The organism is Ascidiaceihabitans sp. (assembly GCF_039986515.1).
Classification (GTDB): Bacteria; Pseudomonadota; Alphaproteobacteria; order Rhodobacterales; family Rhodobacteraceae; genus Ascidiaceihabitans.
This window is the reverse complement of sequence record NZ_JBDWQO010000014.1, coordinates 277,985-292,893: the sequence shown is the minus strand read 5'-3', so window position 1 is coordinate 292,893 and position 14,909 is coordinate 277,985. Positions and strand designations below refer to the sequence as shown.

At 56.5% G+C, this 14,909-nt stretch carries 16 protein-coding genes; 12 read left to right on the top strand and 4 right to left on the bottom strand.

The features are described from left to right. The first annotated feature begins 1 nt into the window (after nucleotide 1). Genes ABJL60_RS13840 through ABJL60_RS13825 form a run of 4 tightly spaced genes read left to right on the top strand, consistent with a single transcriptional unit; the run spans nucleotide 2 to nucleotide 4,942 of the window. Nucleotides 2–1,063: a hypothetical protein gene (locus ABJL60_RS13840; protein WP_348375966.1), complete on the top strand. Its 1,062-nt coding sequence runs from the start codon at nucleotides 2–4 to the stop codon at nucleotides 1,061–1,063. 16 nt (nucleotides 1,064–1,079) lie between these two features. Then, on the top strand, nucleotides 1,080–3,005 hold the full coding sequence (locus ABJL60_RS13835; protein ID WP_348375965.1) for a vWA domain-containing protein: 1,926 nt from the start codon (nucleotides 1,080–1,082) through the stop codon (nucleotides 3,003–3,005). A gap of 3 nt (nucleotides 3,006–3,008) precedes the next feature. Further along, complete coding sequence (locus ABJL60_RS13830) at nucleotides 3,009–3,743, top strand: ATP-binding cassette domain-containing protein (protein ID WP_348375964.1); 735 nt, start codon at nucleotides 3,009–3,011, stop codon at nucleotides 3,741–3,743. Next, nucleotides 3,740–4,942 (top strand): ABC transporter permease, encoded by a 1,203-nt coding sequence (locus ABJL60_RS13825; RefSeq protein ID WP_348375963.1) that lies wholly within the window; start codon nucleotides 3,740–3,742, stop codon nucleotides 4,940–4,942. Before ABJL60_RS13830 ends, ABJL60_RS13825 begins: the two co-directional genes overlap by 4 nt. Before the next feature lie 6 nt (nucleotides 4,943–4,948). Here ABJL60_RS13825 and ABJL60_RS13820 read toward each other — a convergent pair whose 3' ends face one another. Beyond that, entirely contained in the window at nucleotides 4,949–5,860 is a 912-nt protein-coding gene (locus tag ABJL60_RS13820; RefSeq protein WP_348375962.1) for a hypothetical protein, read from the bottom strand. A 104-nt stretch (nucleotides 5,861–5,964) separates the two neighbouring features. Here ABJL60_RS13820 and ABJL60_RS13815 point away from each other — a divergent pair, with 104 nt between their 5' ends. After that, entirely contained in the window at nucleotides 5,965–6,702 is a 738-nt protein-coding gene (locus ABJL60_RS13815) for a hypothetical protein (RefSeq protein ID WP_348375961.1), read from the top strand. 12 nt (nucleotides 6,703–6,714) lie between these two features. Here ABJL60_RS13815 and ABJL60_RS13810 read toward each other — a convergent pair whose 3' ends face one another. Further along, nucleotides 6,715–7,554 carry a universal stress protein gene (locus ABJL60_RS13810; RefSeq protein ID WP_348375960.1) on the bottom strand — a complete coding sequence of 280 codons (840 nt, stop codon included), beginning with the start codon at nucleotides 7,552–7,554 and terminating at the stop codon, nucleotides 6,715–6,717. Between the two features lie 205 nt (nucleotides 7,555–7,759). Between ABJL60_RS13810 and ccoN the strand changes: the two genes are divergently transcribed. The 4 genes from ccoN to ccoP are packed head-to-tail and all read left to right on the top strand — an operon-like array spanning nucleotide 7,760 to nucleotide 11,160. Next, nucleotides 7,760–9,361, top strand: coding sequence for a cytochrome-c oxidase, cbb3-type subunit I (gene ccoN, locus ABJL60_RS13805; protein WP_348375959.1), 1,602 nt, complete (start codon nucleotides 7,760–7,762; stop codon nucleotides 9,359–9,361). Nucleotides 9,362–9,374: 13 nt separating this feature from the next. Further along, entirely contained in the window at nucleotides 9,375–10,100 is a 726-nt protein-coding gene (ccoO, locus tag ABJL60_RS13800) for a cytochrome-c oxidase, cbb3-type subunit II (RefSeq protein ID WP_348375958.1), read from the top strand. A 14-nt stretch (nucleotides 10,101–10,114) separates the two neighbouring features. Next, nucleotides 10,115–10,300 carry a cbb3-type cytochrome c oxidase subunit 3 gene (locus ABJL60_RS13795; protein ID WP_108827207.1) on the top strand — a complete coding sequence of 62 codons (186 nt, stop codon included), beginning with the start codon at nucleotides 10,115–10,117 and terminating at the stop codon, nucleotides 10,298–10,300. After that, nucleotides 10,297–11,160 (top strand): cytochrome-c oxidase, cbb3-type subunit III, encoded by an 864-nt coding sequence (gene ccoP, locus ABJL60_RS13790; RefSeq protein ID WP_348375957.1) that lies wholly within the window; start codon nucleotides 10,297–10,299, stop codon nucleotides 11,158–11,160. Before ABJL60_RS13795 ends, ccoP begins: the two co-directional genes overlap by 4 nt. Nucleotides 11,161–11,183: 23 nt before the next feature. Here ccoP and ABJL60_RS13785 read toward each other — a convergent pair whose 3' ends face one another. Both ABJL60_RS13785 and ABJL60_RS13780 read right to left on the bottom strand, forming a co-directional pair. Next, nucleotides 11,184–11,726 carry a cysteine hydrolase family protein gene (locus ABJL60_RS13785; protein ID WP_348375956.1) on the bottom strand — a complete coding sequence of 181 codons (543 nt, stop codon included), beginning with the start codon at nucleotides 11,724–11,726 and terminating at the stop codon, nucleotides 11,184–11,186. A 10-nt stretch (nucleotides 11,727–11,736) separates the two neighbouring features. Next, a complete protein-coding gene (locus ABJL60_RS13780) occupies nucleotides 11,737–11,892 on the bottom strand; it encodes a hypothetical protein (protein WP_348290732.1) in 156 nt (51 codons plus the stop codon). 99 nt (nucleotides 11,893–11,991) lie between these two features. Here ABJL60_RS13780 and ABJL60_RS13775 point away from each other — a divergent pair, with 99 nt between their 5' ends. The 3 genes from ABJL60_RS13775 to ABJL60_RS13765 all read left to right on the top strand — a co-directional run bounded on the left by ABJL60_RS13775 (nucleotide 11,992) and on the right by ABJL60_RS13765 (nucleotide 14,908). Then, nucleotides 11,992–12,891 (top strand): LysR family transcriptional regulator, encoded by a 900-nt coding sequence (locus ABJL60_RS13775; protein ID WP_348290730.1) that lies wholly within the window; start codon nucleotides 11,992–11,994, stop codon nucleotides 12,889–12,891. 128 nt (nucleotides 12,892–13,019) lie between these two features. Continuing rightward, a complete protein-coding gene (gene ccoG, locus ABJL60_RS13770; protein WP_348375955.1) occupies nucleotides 13,020–14,453 on the top strand; it encodes a cytochrome c oxidase accessory protein CcoG in 1,434 nt (477 codons plus the stop codon). Then, nucleotides 14,450–14,908 carry a FixH family protein gene (locus ABJL60_RS13765; protein ID WP_348375954.1) on the top strand — a complete coding sequence of 153 codons (459 nt, stop codon included), beginning with the start codon at nucleotides 14,450–14,452 and terminating at the stop codon, nucleotides 14,906–14,908. The genes ccoG and ABJL60_RS13765 overlap by 4 nt, the downstream gene beginning before the upstream one ends. Nucleotide 14,909 lies beyond the last annotated feature (1 nt).

Below are 14,909 nucleotides of genomic sequence, written 5' to 3'. Positions count from 1 at the left end.
CGTGGTAGTAGACATCAGACCAGACCCGAAGCACCCGCGTGGCGGCTTTGCGGAAATCACGATCGAAGGGGCAACCGCTGCCAGCGATCCAGTGGGTGTCGCCGTCTACAACAGCTACCAGCAAAAGTGGTTGGGGCCGGAAGGCTGGCAACCCAACCGTGCTGAACTGCCAGCGCGTGCAGCGACCCAAGACGGGGGGGCGCTGCGGCTGATTGTTGGACCGGACATCGTCAATCAGTTGGAAGAAGATACGCCCGTTCGCATTGAAGTTGGCGGCGTCGGGTTTGATACTTATTGGCCCGACGATATCAACGCCGGTCCGGATGAGGCTGTGGTGGGGGATATTGGCGGAACCGGTGCCGCGCCCTTGGCCAAAAAGCCAATGGTGGTGGTGGCTGAACCTGATCCGGTCCCCGAAGACGTGATGCCTGATCCGTCGGATGGTCTGGAAGAAGAGATTGCCGCAGACGCGCTTGAAGATGACGCGGGCGACCATGAGGATTGGGAAGACGAAGAAGAGGAAGAAGAACGCCGCCCACGTTGGCGTTTGTTGTTGATCCTTCTGGCACTTCTTGCTGTTGCGGCAATCGTCGCCAATTATGTGCTGTTTGGCATGGAAGACGCGGCACAGCCTGAAGAACCGGCGCCTGCCCCTGCGCCCGAAACATCGCGCACGGCCGTTGCGGATGGATGTGATGTGGGGGCTTTGGCCAGCATGCAATCCCAAGGGTTCACCGCGATGGCCGACAAGCTGCGCAGCTGTGGCAGTGCCGTGTCACCGGATGGCGCGTTGGGCCTGGTAGAACAGGGGGCTGCGGCCAATGATGCCGATGCGTTGAACCTGTTTGGCGCACTTTACGATATTGGTGTGACCGAAAAAGAGATCGAGGGCACCATCGGGCTGACCTTCGCAGATGATCCAGCCCGTGCTGCCGATTATTACGCCCGCGCCATCAATGCAGGATCGACACAGGCGCAATCGCGTTTGCAAGCTGTGTGCCGCCGTCTTTTGCTAAAAACCGACACGCTGTCTGCAAGTGCGCGTGAAGACCACTGCCAGTAACCAAGGAATTCTGCCCATGTTATCCGCGCTGCTACACCGCCTGACCGCCACTGTTGCGATGATTTTGATGCTGGGCACCAGTGTCATGGCGCAAGACCGCAAGCCGCTGACGCTTGAGGGCACGACGTCCATCTATGAGCGGGTTCTGACCCGTCCCGGCATCACGCAGCACAGTGCACCTGACGGGCCTGCAACAGACACGTATCCTGCGTTTCAACCGCTTTATGTTTTTGCCCGCAATGGCGACTGGATCGAAGTCGGGCCCAGCCCGAACGCCCCGCCCGAAGGCTGGGTGCGCGAACCGGGCACGGTGCAGTGGAAGCAAAACATCGTGGGCGCCTTCACAAATGCGGCGGGGCGCAGCCGTCAGTTGTTGTTTGATACGCAGCCGGATCTGGAATGGCTGATGAACCACGAGGCGTTGCGCGACGTACAAGAACGTCTGGTGGCTGAAGCGTCGGCGGGCCTGACAGGGGGCGAACGTGGCGTGGTTTCGGTGGAACCTGCCGAATTCGTCAACATCCGTGATGATCTGTATCTGATGCCGATTTTGGACTTCACAGAGGCGCTTCATCCGCTGACTTACGATGAGATCCTCATGATGCAGGTGGCTTCGGTGCCAAAACAAGCGCCCAAAAATGCACAAACCCTGACCACAGACAACGCCGCTTTTGATGTGGGGATCGTATTTGTTCTGGATACCACGCAGTCGATGGAAAACTACATTTCACTGACCCAACGTGTGCTGCAAAACACCGTGCGCCAGATTGAAGGGACTGAAATCGGCAAACTGGTGAATTTTGGCGTGATCGGTTTTCGCGACAACATCGAAGCTGTGCCTGAACTGGAATACCGCACTGAAACATTGATCGAATTGGAGAGACGTCGGGATCAAACACCGGTGCTGGCAGCCATTGGGCAGGCCACAAACGTGGCGCGGGCCAATTCGCCGGGGTTCAACGAAGACAGCCTTGCTGGCGTCGAGGATGCCATTGATCAGATTGATTGGGAACAGGCCAAAGGCGACGGCGACAAGATCGATGCGCGCTATGTGATCCTTGTGACCGATGCTGGACCAAAAGATCCCCGTGACCCCAATTCACGCTCAGAAATTGGCACGGTTGAGCTGCAAAAGGATGCTGAAGGCCGCAACATCGTGGTCATGACATTGCACCTGAAAACACCCAACGGTGCTGGCAATCACGCGTATGCCGCCAGCCGGTATCGCGAATTGTCGCGTTTTGCGGGGCAGGAATTTTATTTCCCAATCGAAGGTGGATCAGAGTCTGCCTTTGAAGGGGTTGTGACGAGGCTTGTCACCGCTTTGACAGACCACGTCCGCCTTGTGCGTGGCGAAGACACTGTTCTGAACAACGAGGAAGCAGGCGATAAGCTGGTCGAATTGGGCCGTGCGATGCAGCTGGCATGGTTGGGTGAACAAAAAGGCACCCAAGCGCCCGATGTCATCAAGGGCTGGGTGTCAAACCGTGCGGTTGAGGCCCCGAACCGCTTGGCGATTGAACCGCGACTGCTGGTGACAAAGAACGAAATGGCCAGCATGGCGGACTTTCTTGATAATATGGTGCGCATCGGTGAAACGGCGCAGTCTTCGGAACAGTCCATCGACTTTTTCGGACAGGTGCGCGGGTTGATTGCGGATATGGCGCAAAACCCCGATCTGTTGGTGAACGCGAATGCGGATACGCTGGGCGGTGCTTTGGAGTTTCTGGACCGCTTGCCGTATCAAAGTCAGGTTCTGGGTATGTCTGAACAGCGGTGGGCCGAAAGCGCCATGATGCGCCGCAGCTTGATCGACGGGATGCGCCAAAAACTGGTGCAGTACCGCAAGTGGCTGTTTGACAGCTCTGTGTGGACGCCGTTGTTTGACGGAGCCCCTGACGGAGAGCATGTGTTTGCGATGCCCTTTGATGTGCTGCCCTGATCCATGCCTGCACGTCTGATCCTGAAAGGCGTTGAAGTCAGCTTGGCAGACCGCGAACGCCGCTTCACCTTATCGGTGCCGGACCTGTCGATCGGGGCAGGCGAAGCCGTGGGGCTGACGGGACCAAGTGGCACAGGCAAGACCTTGTTGCTTGAACTGTTGGGCTTGTTGCGCCGCCCCAGTTCTGTGACGGCGTTTGGAATATCTTCAGACAGGCAAACCCTTGATCTGGCCTCCGTTTGGACGCCGGGTGCGCAATCCCCTGCGCAGGTTCGCGCAGATATGTTCGGCTTTGTCCCCCAAAGTGGCGGGCTGCTGCCGTTTTTGTCTGTGACAGAAAACATCCATTTGGCGCAAAGCATTTCAGGGCGCGAAGATGTTGCATGGCAGGACCATCTGGTGGGCCAGTTGGGGCTGGGGGATGTGCGCCAGTTGCGCCCCGGATCGCTGTCTATTGGGCAACGCCAACGTGTTGCCATCGCGCGTGCCTTGGCCCACAGGCCTGCGTTTGTGATCGCGGATGAACCAACGGCCGCTCTTGATCCGGGGGCTGCAAGCACGGCTATGGGCTTGTTGATAGATGTGGCGTCGACAGGTGGGGCGGGGGTCATCATCTCGTCCCATGATCTGGCCCTTTTGGACCAATTCCCGATGCGCCGTGTGGCCCTGGAACTGGTCAGCGCACCCGGCGCTGCAGAGGCGCGCAGCCAGTTGATGCACCAAGAGGTCCTTACATGAAGTTGCTGATCGACCTTGCCCTGCGCGACTTGTTGCGCGAACGCATTCACCTGATTTGCAACGTGGCCATTCTGGCAGGTGTTCTGGTGCCTTTGATGGTGATCTTCGGGGTAAAGAACGGTGTTTACGATGCGCTGATCGGTCAGCTTTTGAACGACCCTGCCACTTTGCGCATCGAAACCACAGGCAACAGCAGCTTTACCCAAAAGGACGTCGATCTGGTGGCGGGCTGGCCCGAAACTGGTTTCGCCACGGCCAAAACACGCAGCGTTTTCGATTTTGTAAACGTGCGTCGTGCTGGTGCGACACCCAAACGTGATGCGATCCTTGTGCCGTCAGGCACAGGCGATCCGACCTTACCGCAGGGCGTGGAATTGGGGCCGATGGATGCGGTGCTTAGCGCCAGTTTGGCCCGCCAGCTGGACATGAAGGCAGGCGATACCGCCCAGATTTTTACGCAAGCCAGCGACCGCCCGCGCCAGTTGATGCTGCCCCTCAATGTCATTGCTGTGCTGCCCGACGCGCGGCTTTCCGGGCGCTCTGTCTTGGCGGACATCGCGGTGCTGGATTTGGTTGAAGCCTTTTATGATGAATACGCATTGCCCGATCACGGCATCACCCAAGGCAAGGATGTGGCCGCCCGTGTCACCACCTTTGAAGGCATGCGTGTGTTTGCGCGGGATCTGACGCAACTGGCTGCATTGCAATCAAGCATTGAAGAAAAATTCGGCATCCAGACAGAGGCCCGAACAGCAGAAGTCAGCGGTATCCTCACTCTGGGTCGCAATTTGAACATTGCGCTTTTGCTGACAGCGGCGGTGGCCAGTCTGGGTTTGTCTGCGGCACTGATCTTTGGGTTTTGGGGCGAAGTTGCCCGCAAACGCCAAACGCTTGCGGCGTTGGCGTTGCTTGGGATTGGCCCGGACCGTTTGTGGTTGTTTCCGGTTGTGCAGGCGCTGGTATCTGCTGTGGCGGGTCTTTGTGTCAGTTTCGGATTGTACTTTATTGCGGGCATCGTGGCCGAGACGCTGTTTGATAGCGCCTTGACGGCTAAGGGCGGGTTGGTTGTGCTGACCTTCGCGCAAGCTGCGCTGATCGTTTGCATCACTTTGGTTTTTGTAGGTGCCGCGTCGTTTTTCGCGGCGCGCAGTGCTGCCCGTGTCGATCCGGCGGACGTGCTTCGGGACGGAGCAACGTAAAAACCTTTACGGCTTTGTCGAGTGGGTCGGCATGTTTTCGAACACCTTGTCAGCGCTGTCGATGGGAATACGTTCACGCCCCGGCGAGAAACTTGCCGAAATATAGGGACGTTTGCGCCCGCCCCCCGGCTTGTCTGCCGTTTCGACAAGCGAAAACAGGGTGACAGTCTGACCTGTGAAATCGGCAAAAGTACCCACAGGTGCTTCGCCTTGGTTTGGCACAGATTCCCAGTGTTTCAGCAGGTCGCGGGCGATCACAATCACACGCGACGCCAAAAGCACATTGCCGATGAAATCCCCGTCTGTGGAGGGGTTTGTGGTGCCTTGGAACTGGGCTTGCGGCAGGATCGCTTGCAGGGCTTTGTTGGCGTTGGGCTGCCAGATGTCGTGATCTGTGCCGATCAAAATGCCGCCGCCGTTTTCTGACAATGCGTACATCTGGTTCATAAGCAAACCGCCCCCGGATTTATTAACGCCGGGAAATTTTGTGGTCGGGTTGATGTCGATGCTGCGGATGGCAAAAGACCCATCCAGCATCAAAGCAGAGCGCCCGGTGCCGTAAAACTGGCGCAAGGCCTCTTGGTCTTTTGCGTTGATCAGCGCATCGCGGTTGGTCATATCCAACACAACAATATCGTATTGGGCCGCGGACAAGGCTGCGGCCAGCCCTCCGCCGCTGGTGCGATGTGTGTATGTGACGTCAAAGGCTGTGCCGTCGCGGTATCCATCTACATAATTAGACATTTTCTTGCGATGGCGCGTGGTGAAGGTGGGCGGGATATCGGGCATGCCGTTGAACCAAAGCACCTTGCGGGCGTCGTGTTGGGCCACAGCGATTTGGGGGGACGACACCGCAATAACCACCATAAGGGTTGCGGCCAAAAGCGACCTTGGCATCAAAGACTTCCAAACTGACACAGACATATCCTTTTTACCCGGAAACTCAGGCGCACTTTATGGCACACCTTTACGTGCCTTAGGTTACGAAAAATGGGGAAACCTGTCACCGGGTTTCGGTCAGGGTGCGCATTGACCGTGCCGGAATTATCGGCAACTCTGAAATCGACCGGAATTTGTGGCTTTTGTTTTTGATGTCTTCACGCCTCGCCTTTCCAATTGTGTTTGGATCTTTTGTTTTGACGGCTCTCGTTGGCGTGGCGGCTGTGCTTTTGTTGCGGGCTTGTGCGCTGCCTTTGCCCTTCTTGAACACGTATTTATCGGCATGCGCCGCCCCTTCGGAAATCGCGACTGCACAAGCGCTTGATGCGTCCATGGGGCAGGGGCTGGATCTGCAACGGCGCATTTTTGAGCTGGAACGCGAACTGGCAGCCCGCCAATGTGTAAAAGCGCCCCCTGATCCGACAGCCCCCATGACAGATGAAGCTTGGAACGCGCAAGATCTTGAAATGCTTTATGGGTGCTGGGCTTTGGATACGACATACAGAACGCGCGACGTCGATACGGGAGAAATCCGTTCGTATGCGCAGTGGCAGATGTGTTTTGACGCGCATGGCAACGGCACTCAGACGATGCAGTCCAATGACGGTGTGACCTGCGAAGGCACAGTGCGTGCAGAGTTCTCTGGCGGCAGTTTGCAATTTATTGAACCGGGCAATCTGGCTTGCGGAGACACCGGTTATATCCACAAACGCCAAATCACCTGCACCCAAGATGGCGCAGGTGCGATCTGTGAGACGCTACAGCCCGAAACCGGCGGCAAGGCGACCGTTGGCTTTGATCGGGCCGCGCCGCCGCAATGAACTTCGCAATCGTTATCTTGCCATAAACACAGGGACGGTTGCCCCTTCCAGCATGTTGCGGGTCGCCCCACCAAAGATCGCCTCGCGGAAACGCGAATGGCCATACGCCCCCATAATCAGCATATCGGCGTCCTTGTCCTGGACGTGACGGTTCAACACATCGCTGATGCGCGGCAGGGTTTTGCCCAGAACATCAACTTCGCACCGAACACCATGGCGGGCCAGCATCTGGCTGAGAGGGCCGCCGGGATCACTGCGGGTCGGGCCATGCGTTGGCGGATCAATGACGGTTATGAACACGGTTTCGGCCGCCTTCAAAATTGGCAAGGCGGCGCGGGTGGCTGCCAGTGCTTCGGCGCTTTCGTTCCACGCCAGAACAATGCGGCGCGGGGCTGCTGCCTGAGTGATGTGTTTTGGGCAGATCAAAGTGGGGACGCCTGCATCGAAAAGACAGGCTTCAACCACCGCCGCTGCATCGGGTTCTGCATCTGGACCATAGGGCTGGTTCAGCACGACAAGATCGTTAAAGCGGGCGTGACTGGCCACAACGCGGGTGATGTCGCTGGTTGTGGCAATCGCCTTCATGATCGCCGCGCGCACCGAAGCACCACGCAGCACTTGCGTTGCCTGACTTTCCAGTGCTTCGGCTTCCTGAATGGCCGCCGCACGCGCGGTTTCCTGCACCAGCGCACTGATGTCGCCATAAGTGTAACCGGTCTGTGTGCGATCCAATCCAAGGGCCAACGCATCCAGATGTGCATCATACTGCTGTGCAAGCGCCATCGCAGGGGGCAAAGCAGTCATACCATCGGTGCCTTCCGTCAGAACGGTCATGATTGATTTAAAGGTCATGTGTCATCTCCCATTTGGCTGAACAACATATGGGAAGACTGCCACTATTCTGCGCGTGTCGCATTGACGCGCATCAAGCTATTTTCCGGTTTGATTTGATGCAGATCAAAGCCTTGTTCAGGCCAGTCCTTCACAAGCAATGTACCGATGCGGTGCGCAGCCCTGTGCGCTGGCCTCATCGTGCCTATTAAAGAAGGACGGTAGAATGGCAAATTATGTGAAGCTTTTCGTGCTGGGGCTGTTGACGCTTTTTTCCATGATCGCTGCAAGTTATGCCCGCGATTTAGCGTATCAGGTCCACATGGTTTTGTTCATGGTTGTTGCCGGGGGATTGTTTTTGATCACCCTGCGACAAACCGATGAACCGGTGTTTGTGGCCTCCCAGAACGAATATATGGATGACGTTGTAAGGGCGGGTGTGATTGCCACCGCCTTCTGGGGTGTTGTCGGCTTTTTGGTCGGCGTTGTCATCGCCTTCCAATTGGCCTTTCCGGCGCTGAACTTCGAATGGGCCGAAGGTCTTGCCAATTTCGGTCGCTTGCGTCCCTTGCACACCTCTGCCGTCATTTTTGCATTTGGGGGCAACGCCCTGATCTGCACGTCATTGTTTATTGTCCAACGCACATGTGCCGCACGCCTATGGGGTGGCAATACCGCATGGTTCGTATTCTGGGGCTATCAGCTGTTTATCGTTCTGGCCGCGACAGGCTACTTGCTGGGCGGCACTCAATCCAAAGAATACGCAGAGCCCGAATGGTATGTTGATCTGTGGCTGACAGTTGTCTGGCTGACCTATCTGGCCGTTTTCCTTGGCACAATCGTCAAACGGAAAGAGCCGCACATCTACGTGGCCAACTGGTTCTTCCTTGCCTTCATCGTGACCGTCGCCATGTTGCATGTGGTCAACAATATCTCGATCCCTGTGTCGATCTGGGGCAGCAAATCGGTGCAGGTCTTCTCGGGTGTGCAGGACGCCATGGTGCAGTGGTGGTATGGTCACAACGCGGTTGGCTTCTTCCTGACGGCGGGGTTCCTGGGCATGATGTACTATTTCATTCCCAAGCAGGCCGAACGTCCTGTTTTCTCTTATAAATTGTCGATCATCCACTTCTGGGCGTTGATCTTCCTTTATATCTGGGCGGGTCCGCACCACTTGCATTACACCGCGTTGCCCGATTGGGCGGCGACCCTTGGCATGGTGTTTTCCATCATCCTCTGGATGCCAAGCTGGGGCGGCATGATCAACGGTTTGATGACGCTGCAAGGCGCATGGGACAAGCTGCGCACCGATCCGGTGATCCGCATGATGGTCACAAGCCTCGCCTTCTACGGCATGTCCACATTCGAGGGGCCCATGATGTCGATCCGTGCGGTCAATTCGCTGTCGCATTACACCGACTGGACGATTGGGCACGTGCATTCCGGCGCACTTGGCTGGAACGGTATGATCACCTTTGGCGCGCTGTATTACCTTGTGCCAGTGCTATGGAAACGTGAGCGTTTGTATAGTCTGAGCCTTGTGAACTGGCACTTCTGGCTGGCGACAATCGGTATCGTTCTTTATGCGGCCTCCATGTGGGTGACCGGCATTATGGAAGGTCTGATGTGGCGTGAAGTTGATGCAAACGGGTTCCTTGTGAACAGCTTTGCAGACACCGTTGCCGCCAAATTCCCGATGTATGTGGTGCGCGGTATGGGCGGGGTTCTGTTCCTCACCGGTGCTCTCATCATGTGTTACAACCTTTTGATGACTGTGCGTGCAGCTCCGGCGAAAGCCGGGCTGATGACAGCCGTCCCAGCAGAATAAGGAGGGGACGACGATGGGTATTCTTGATCGCCATAAGATCCTCGAAAAGAACGCAAGCCTGTTGCTGATCTTCAGCTTTTTGGTGGTGACCATCGGGGGGCTGGTGCAAATCGTGCCGCTGTTCTACCTGGAAAACACCATCGAGAAAGTCGAAGGGATGCGACCCTATTCACCGCTGGAACTGACAGGGCGCGATATCTACGTGCGCGAAGGGTGCTATGTGTGCCACAGCCAGATGATCCGGCCGATGCGGGATGAAGTCGAACGCTACGGACACTATAGCCTCGCGGCAGAATCCATGTACGACCACCCGCACCAATGGGGGTCCAAACGGACAGGGCCAGACCTTGCGCGGGTTGGCGGGCGCTATTCGGATGATTGGCACATCGACCACCTGCGCGACCCGCAAGCGGTGGTGCCTGAATCCATCATGCCGAAATACGGGTTCCTGGAGCGGACCATGATCGACGGGGAATACGTGGAAGACCTGTTGAAAACGCACAGGCTGGTGGGGGTGCCCTACACACCCGAAATGATCGAAATGGCCCAAGCGGATTTCAAGGTGCAAATCGACCCCGACGGCGCTTACGAGGAAATGCTGGAACGCTATCCGGGGGCGCAGGTGCGCAACTTTGACGGGGCGCCGGGTATTTCTGAAGCCGATGCGTTGGTTGCTTATCTGCAGATGCTGGGCACATTGGTCGATTTCTCGACCTTCACGCCCGATGCAAGCCGTTAAGAAAGGGGGCTGATATGGAAACCTATTCCCTTTTGCGTGAGTTCGCAGACAGCTGGATGTTGTTGCTTTTGTTCTGCATTTTTGTGGGCATTGGCATTTGGGCCTTCCGGCCCGGTGGCAGTAAAGCTTTTGAGGACACCGCAAACATCCCGTTCCGCAACGATGACAAACCCGCCCCTGATAGGGAGGCAAAAAAATGACCAGATTGAACGAGAACGACAAGAAAATCGGGACCACCGGACACAGCTGGGACGGGATCGAAGAACTGAACAACCCGATGCCGCGGTGGTGGTTGTACACCTTCTATCTCTGCATTGTTTGGGGGATTGGCTATACAATCGCCTACCCTGCATGGCCCTTGGTGTCGGCGGCAACAAGCGGGATGCTTGGGTACTCCACGCGCGGTGAAGTGGTGGAACAAATCGCAGAGGTCGATGCCGCAAATGCAGCGATCAACACGCGGTTGGCGTCTGTTGACTTGGGCGAAATCATCACTGACCCAGAACTGGAAAGCTATGCTACGTCTTCGGGCAAGGCTGTGTTCAACACATTCTGCGTGCAATGCCACGGGCGCGAAGGTGGCCTTGGGGCTGTGGGATACCCTGTGTTGTCGGATGACGACTGGCTGTGGGGGGGTGACATCGAAAACATCCACCTGACTGTGGCCCACGGTATTCGCAACGAAGACGATGACGATGCGCGGTATTCCGAAATGCCTGCCTTTGGCGAAATCCTGGAACCTGAAGAAATTGAGCAGGTTGTCAATTTTGTCATGTCGCTGTCAGAAACACCGCAAGACGCAAGTTTGGTGGATGCAGGGGCAGTTGTGTATGAGGACAATTGTTCTGCGTGTCATGGTGAACAGGGGTTGGGTGATCGCGATCAAGGGGCACCAAACCTGGCGGACGCAATCTGGTTGTACGGCGGCGACGTCGATACGTTGCGCGAGACCGTAACCTACAGCCGCTACGGCGTCATGCCGCCATGGTCCAACCGCCTGTCGGAGGCCGAAATTCGTGCCGTGTCTGCCTATGTGCACCAACTTGGTGGCGGCGAATAATCAAGCAAACGGGGGCCAGCTTTTCAGCTGGCCTCTTTTGCGTGTGGCACCACAGTCGCATAGGTGCCTGACAAGCTGGCCATAAAGGCTGCATGCACATCCGATGCTGACACGCTGTGCCCATTCCATGCCACTGATCTGGCGGCCACTGCGTCTGCCACAACTTCGACTTCAAATCCGAAATCTCGGGCGGCCCGCGCCGTGGCGTCTATGCACATCTGCGCCATCGCGCCGATAATTTGAACGCGGGTGACGCCGGTCTTGCGCAGTATGTCCAGCAATTCGGTCTCATGAAAGCTGTTGGGGCGGTGTTTTAGCACGACAGTCTCACCTGAAACAGGTGCCACGCTGTCATGGATTTTTGCGCCTTGTGTGCCGGGGCGAAAAAAGGGCGCATCTGATGCGCCCTCATGGAGAACATGGATCACCTGGCGGCCGGTTTTACGGGCTTTGGCCAAGATGGCAGCAGCAGTGTGGGTCACACGGTCCATCTGATGCAGCGGCCAAAGCCCGCCTTCGAAATAGTCGTTCTGGATGTCTACAAGCAGCAAGGCCGTCCGTGTCATGTGGCAATCCTTACAGCTTGGTGACGTCGATGTCGCGGGTGGGTGATAAGAACCAGTGGCCGCTTGGGAGCCAGCGCTTATGGGCTGTTTCGGGTTTGACATCGCGGACCCGCACAATGTTTGAACGCGTGGCTGTTGTGAAAGATTTCGCTAGGATATTTAGCATCTGTTTTCTCCTGTGAGGTTTATATGTTCTTGCTATATTGGGCAATGCGGCACAGAATGCGATTCAATCGAAATTCAAAAATGTAAGTTTATCTAACATATGAAATGGCGTGACCTTCCCCCTTTGGCTGGAATCCGGGCTTTTGCCGCTTTTGTCCAAACCGGCGGGGTGGCGGAAGCCGGTGCCGCGCTGGGCGTGAGCCATGCAGCGGTTAGCCAACAATTAAAGGCGCTGGAAAAGCACCTTGGGGTGGCGCTTTTGGACAGATCTGGCCGCGCATTGTCTTTGACCGATGAAGGCCGGCATCTGGCTGATGCCGCATTGGAAGGCTTTGCCAAAATGGCCGATGCGACCGCGCACATCACGGGGGCCAACGACGCGCGGCCTTTGCACTTGTCGGTTACACCATCGTTTGCGGCGTCATGGTTGATGCCGCGCTTGCCTGATTTCCGCGCACAGCATCCCGAAATCAATATTCTTGTGGACCCAAGCGCTGACTTGGTCCCGGTGTCACCGGATGGCGTGGATGTGGCGATCCGCTATGGCACAGGGCCGTGGCCGGGACTGTATAACGAGATATGGATGGAATGCCCGATGGTCATTGTGGCTTCGCCTGATTTGATAAAAGGGCACACCATCAGGCAACCCTCTGATTTGAAAGAAGCCCCGTGGTTGGAAGAATTCGGGCGCTCTGAAGGGACAACCTGGTTGAAAAAGCACGGGGTTGCCAGCGGGATCACCGGCAGTTTCATCCAAGTACCGGGCAACTTGATGCTGGATGGTGCGCGTGACGGTCAAGGCGTGATCGTGACCGTCGAATGTTTTGTTGAACGTGATCTGCAAGCGGGGCGTCTTGTGAAGCTGTTTGAAGAGGACCGCGACGGGGCAGGGTATCATATCGTGACCCATTCCGGTGTGCCGCGCCCGCCTTTGAAGGCTTTTGTCCATTGGTTGCGGCGCACGTTGCGCAAAGAAACCGACGCCTTAAGCAAAAGGTGACTGGCACGCGGTATCAACCCTTGTGACGGCATTGCTGTGAACGGATCGCTACGGTTTGACCCATGTCAAAGTCGGAGTGCGCTTGCGATGTCATACACAACACAAACATGCGCATTAGGAGCAAAGCCTTGAGCAGCACGGACCCGGCCCCGAGCCTTTATGTGGCGCGCGAACCGATTTTTCCAAAGCGGGTATCGGGCAAATTCCGCACGCTCAAATGGTACATTATGGGCGTCACTTTGGGCATCTACTACCTGCTGCCGTGGATTCGCTGGGACCGCGGCGCGGATTTGCCCGATCAGGCCGTTTTGCTGGATCTGGCGGGGCGTCGTTTCTACTTTTTCTGGATCCAGATTTGGCCACATGAGTTCTATTTTGTCGCGGGATTGCTGATCATGGCGGGGTTGGGGTTGTTCTTGTTCACCTCTGCCTTAGGGCGCGTTTGGTGTGGATATGCTTGCCCGCAAACCGTCTGGACCGACCTTTTTATCCTGGTCGAAAGATGGGTTGAGGGCGACCGCAACGCACGGCTGCGCCTGCACCGCCAAAAGAAATGGGATTTGCGCAAAGCGCGACTGAACCTGACAAAATGGTTTTTGTGGCTGTTGATTGGATTGGCCACCGGGGGGGCGTGGGTTTTCTATTTTGCCGACGCGCCGACGCTGGCCCGTGATCTTGTGACATTTTCTGCGCATCCCGCCGCCTATTCCACAATTGCTATTTTGACGGCGACGACCTTCGTTTTTGGCGGCTTTGCGCGCGAACAAATTTGCAACTACGCATGCCCGTGGCCGCGCATCCAAGCTGCTATGATGGATCCGGACACGTTGGTTGTGGGCTATCGCAAATGGCGGGGAGAGCCGCGCAAGCACTCAGAGCCTGCAAAGACCGAACCGCAAGGGGACTGCATTGATTGTATGGCTTGCGTGAACGTTTGCCCTGCTGGCATCGACATCCGCGATGGCCAACAGCTTGAATGTATCACATGTGCGCTGTGTATCGATGCCTGCGACGACATCATGGACAAGATCGGCAAACCACGCGGATTGATTGATTACATGGCGTTGACGGACGAAGAGGCAGAACGCAACGGCGCGACACCGCGCTCTGTTATCAAACACGTCTTGCGCCCTCGGGTGTTGATGTATTCCGGCATGTGGGCCGCCGTGGGTTTCGCCCTTGTGTCTGCATTGTTCATTCGGTCCGATGTTGAACTGACCGTTGCCCCTGTACGCAGCCCGACCTTTATCACCTTGTCGGATGGTTCAATCCGCAACACCTACGATGTGCGTTTGCGCAACAAGGATTTGCAGCCTCAGACGTTCCGGATCAGCGTAAAGGGACACCCCAAGTTCCGCGTCCAGATTGAAGGCACACCCTACGAATCTGTGGATGTTCCCGCCGATTCAACCGTACTGAAAAGGGTGTATATCATCGCGCCCAAAGGGTCTGATCCCGTCGCGGCCCGCAGCACGAATGTGCGGATGTGGGTCGAAGCCTTGGGTGGGGGCGAACGGGCGTACAAAGACACCTCATTCACCGGCAAAGGAAATGGATCATGAGCGCACGCAAACTGACAGGATGGCACGTGTTTACCATGTTCGCCGTTGGCTTCGGCATCATCATCACGGTCAATCTGACGTTGGCCTATAATGCAGTCAGCAGTTTTCCGGGGGTTGAGGTTAAAAATTCTTACGTTGCCTCCCAAAGCTTTGACGTGCGCCGCGATGCCCAGGTGTCACTGGGCTGGCAGGTCACAGCACGCGCACAGAACGGTGAAGTGCGATTGATCATTTCCGACGCAGACGGGCAGCCTGTCAAAGCGCAACGCCTGTCCGCGACCCTTGGGCGTGCCACCCATGTTCAAAGTGACATGGTGCCGGATTTTCGATTTGATGGGAAAGGATACACAGCGCAAGCCGATCTTGCGCCGGGCAATTGGAACATTCGAATGGTGGCGCAGGCAGCTGATGGTACGGCCTTTGAACAGCGCGTCATCTTGCATGTGAAAGGGTAAA

Coding starts and splice junctions, on each gene's coding strand:
- ABJL60_RS13825 (WP_348375963.1), top strand. CDS start 3,740: ATGAAGTTGCTGATCGACCTTGCCCTGCGCGACTTGTTGCGCGAACGC.
- ABJL60_RS13830 (WP_348375964.1), top strand. CDS start 3,009: ATGCCTGCACGTCTGATCCTGAAAGGCGTTGAAGTCAGCTTGGCAGAC.
- ccoN (WP_348375959.1), top strand. CDS start 7,760: ATGGCAAATTATGTGAAGCTTTTCGTGCTGGGGCTGTTGACGCTTTTT.
- ABJL60_RS13780 (WP_348290732.1), bottom strand. CDS start 11,892: ATGCTAAATATCCTAGCGAAATCTTTCACAACAGCCACGCGTTCAAAC.
- ABJL60_RS13765 (WP_348375954.1), top strand. CDS start 14,450: ATGAGCGCACGCAAACTGACAGGATGGCACGTGTTTACCATGTTCGCC.
- ABJL60_RS13775 (WP_348290730.1), top strand. CDS start 11,992: ATGAAATGGCGTGACCTTCCCCCTTTGGCTGGAATCCGGGCTTTTGCC.
- ccoO (WP_348375958.1), top strand. CDS start 9,375: ATGGGTATTCTTGATCGCCATAAGATCCTCGAAAAGAACGCAAGCCTG.
- ABJL60_RS13795 (WP_108827207.1), top strand. CDS start 10,115: ATGGAAACCTATTCCCTTTTGCGTGAGTTCGCAGACAGCTGGATGTTG.
- ccoP (WP_348375957.1), top strand. CDS start 10,297: ATGACCAGATTGAACGAGAACGACAAGAAAATCGGGACCACCGGACAC.
- ABJL60_RS13810 (WP_348375960.1), bottom strand. CDS start 7,554: ATGACCTTTAAATCAATCATGACCGTTCTGACGGAAGGCACCGATGGT.
- ABJL60_RS13835 (WP_348375965.1), top strand. CDS start 1,080: ATGTTATCCGCGCTGCTACACCGCCTGACCGCCACTGTTGCGATGATT.
- ABJL60_RS13785 (WP_348375956.1), bottom strand. CDS start 11,726: ATGACACGGACGGCCTTGCTGCTTGTAGACATCCAGAACGACTATTTC.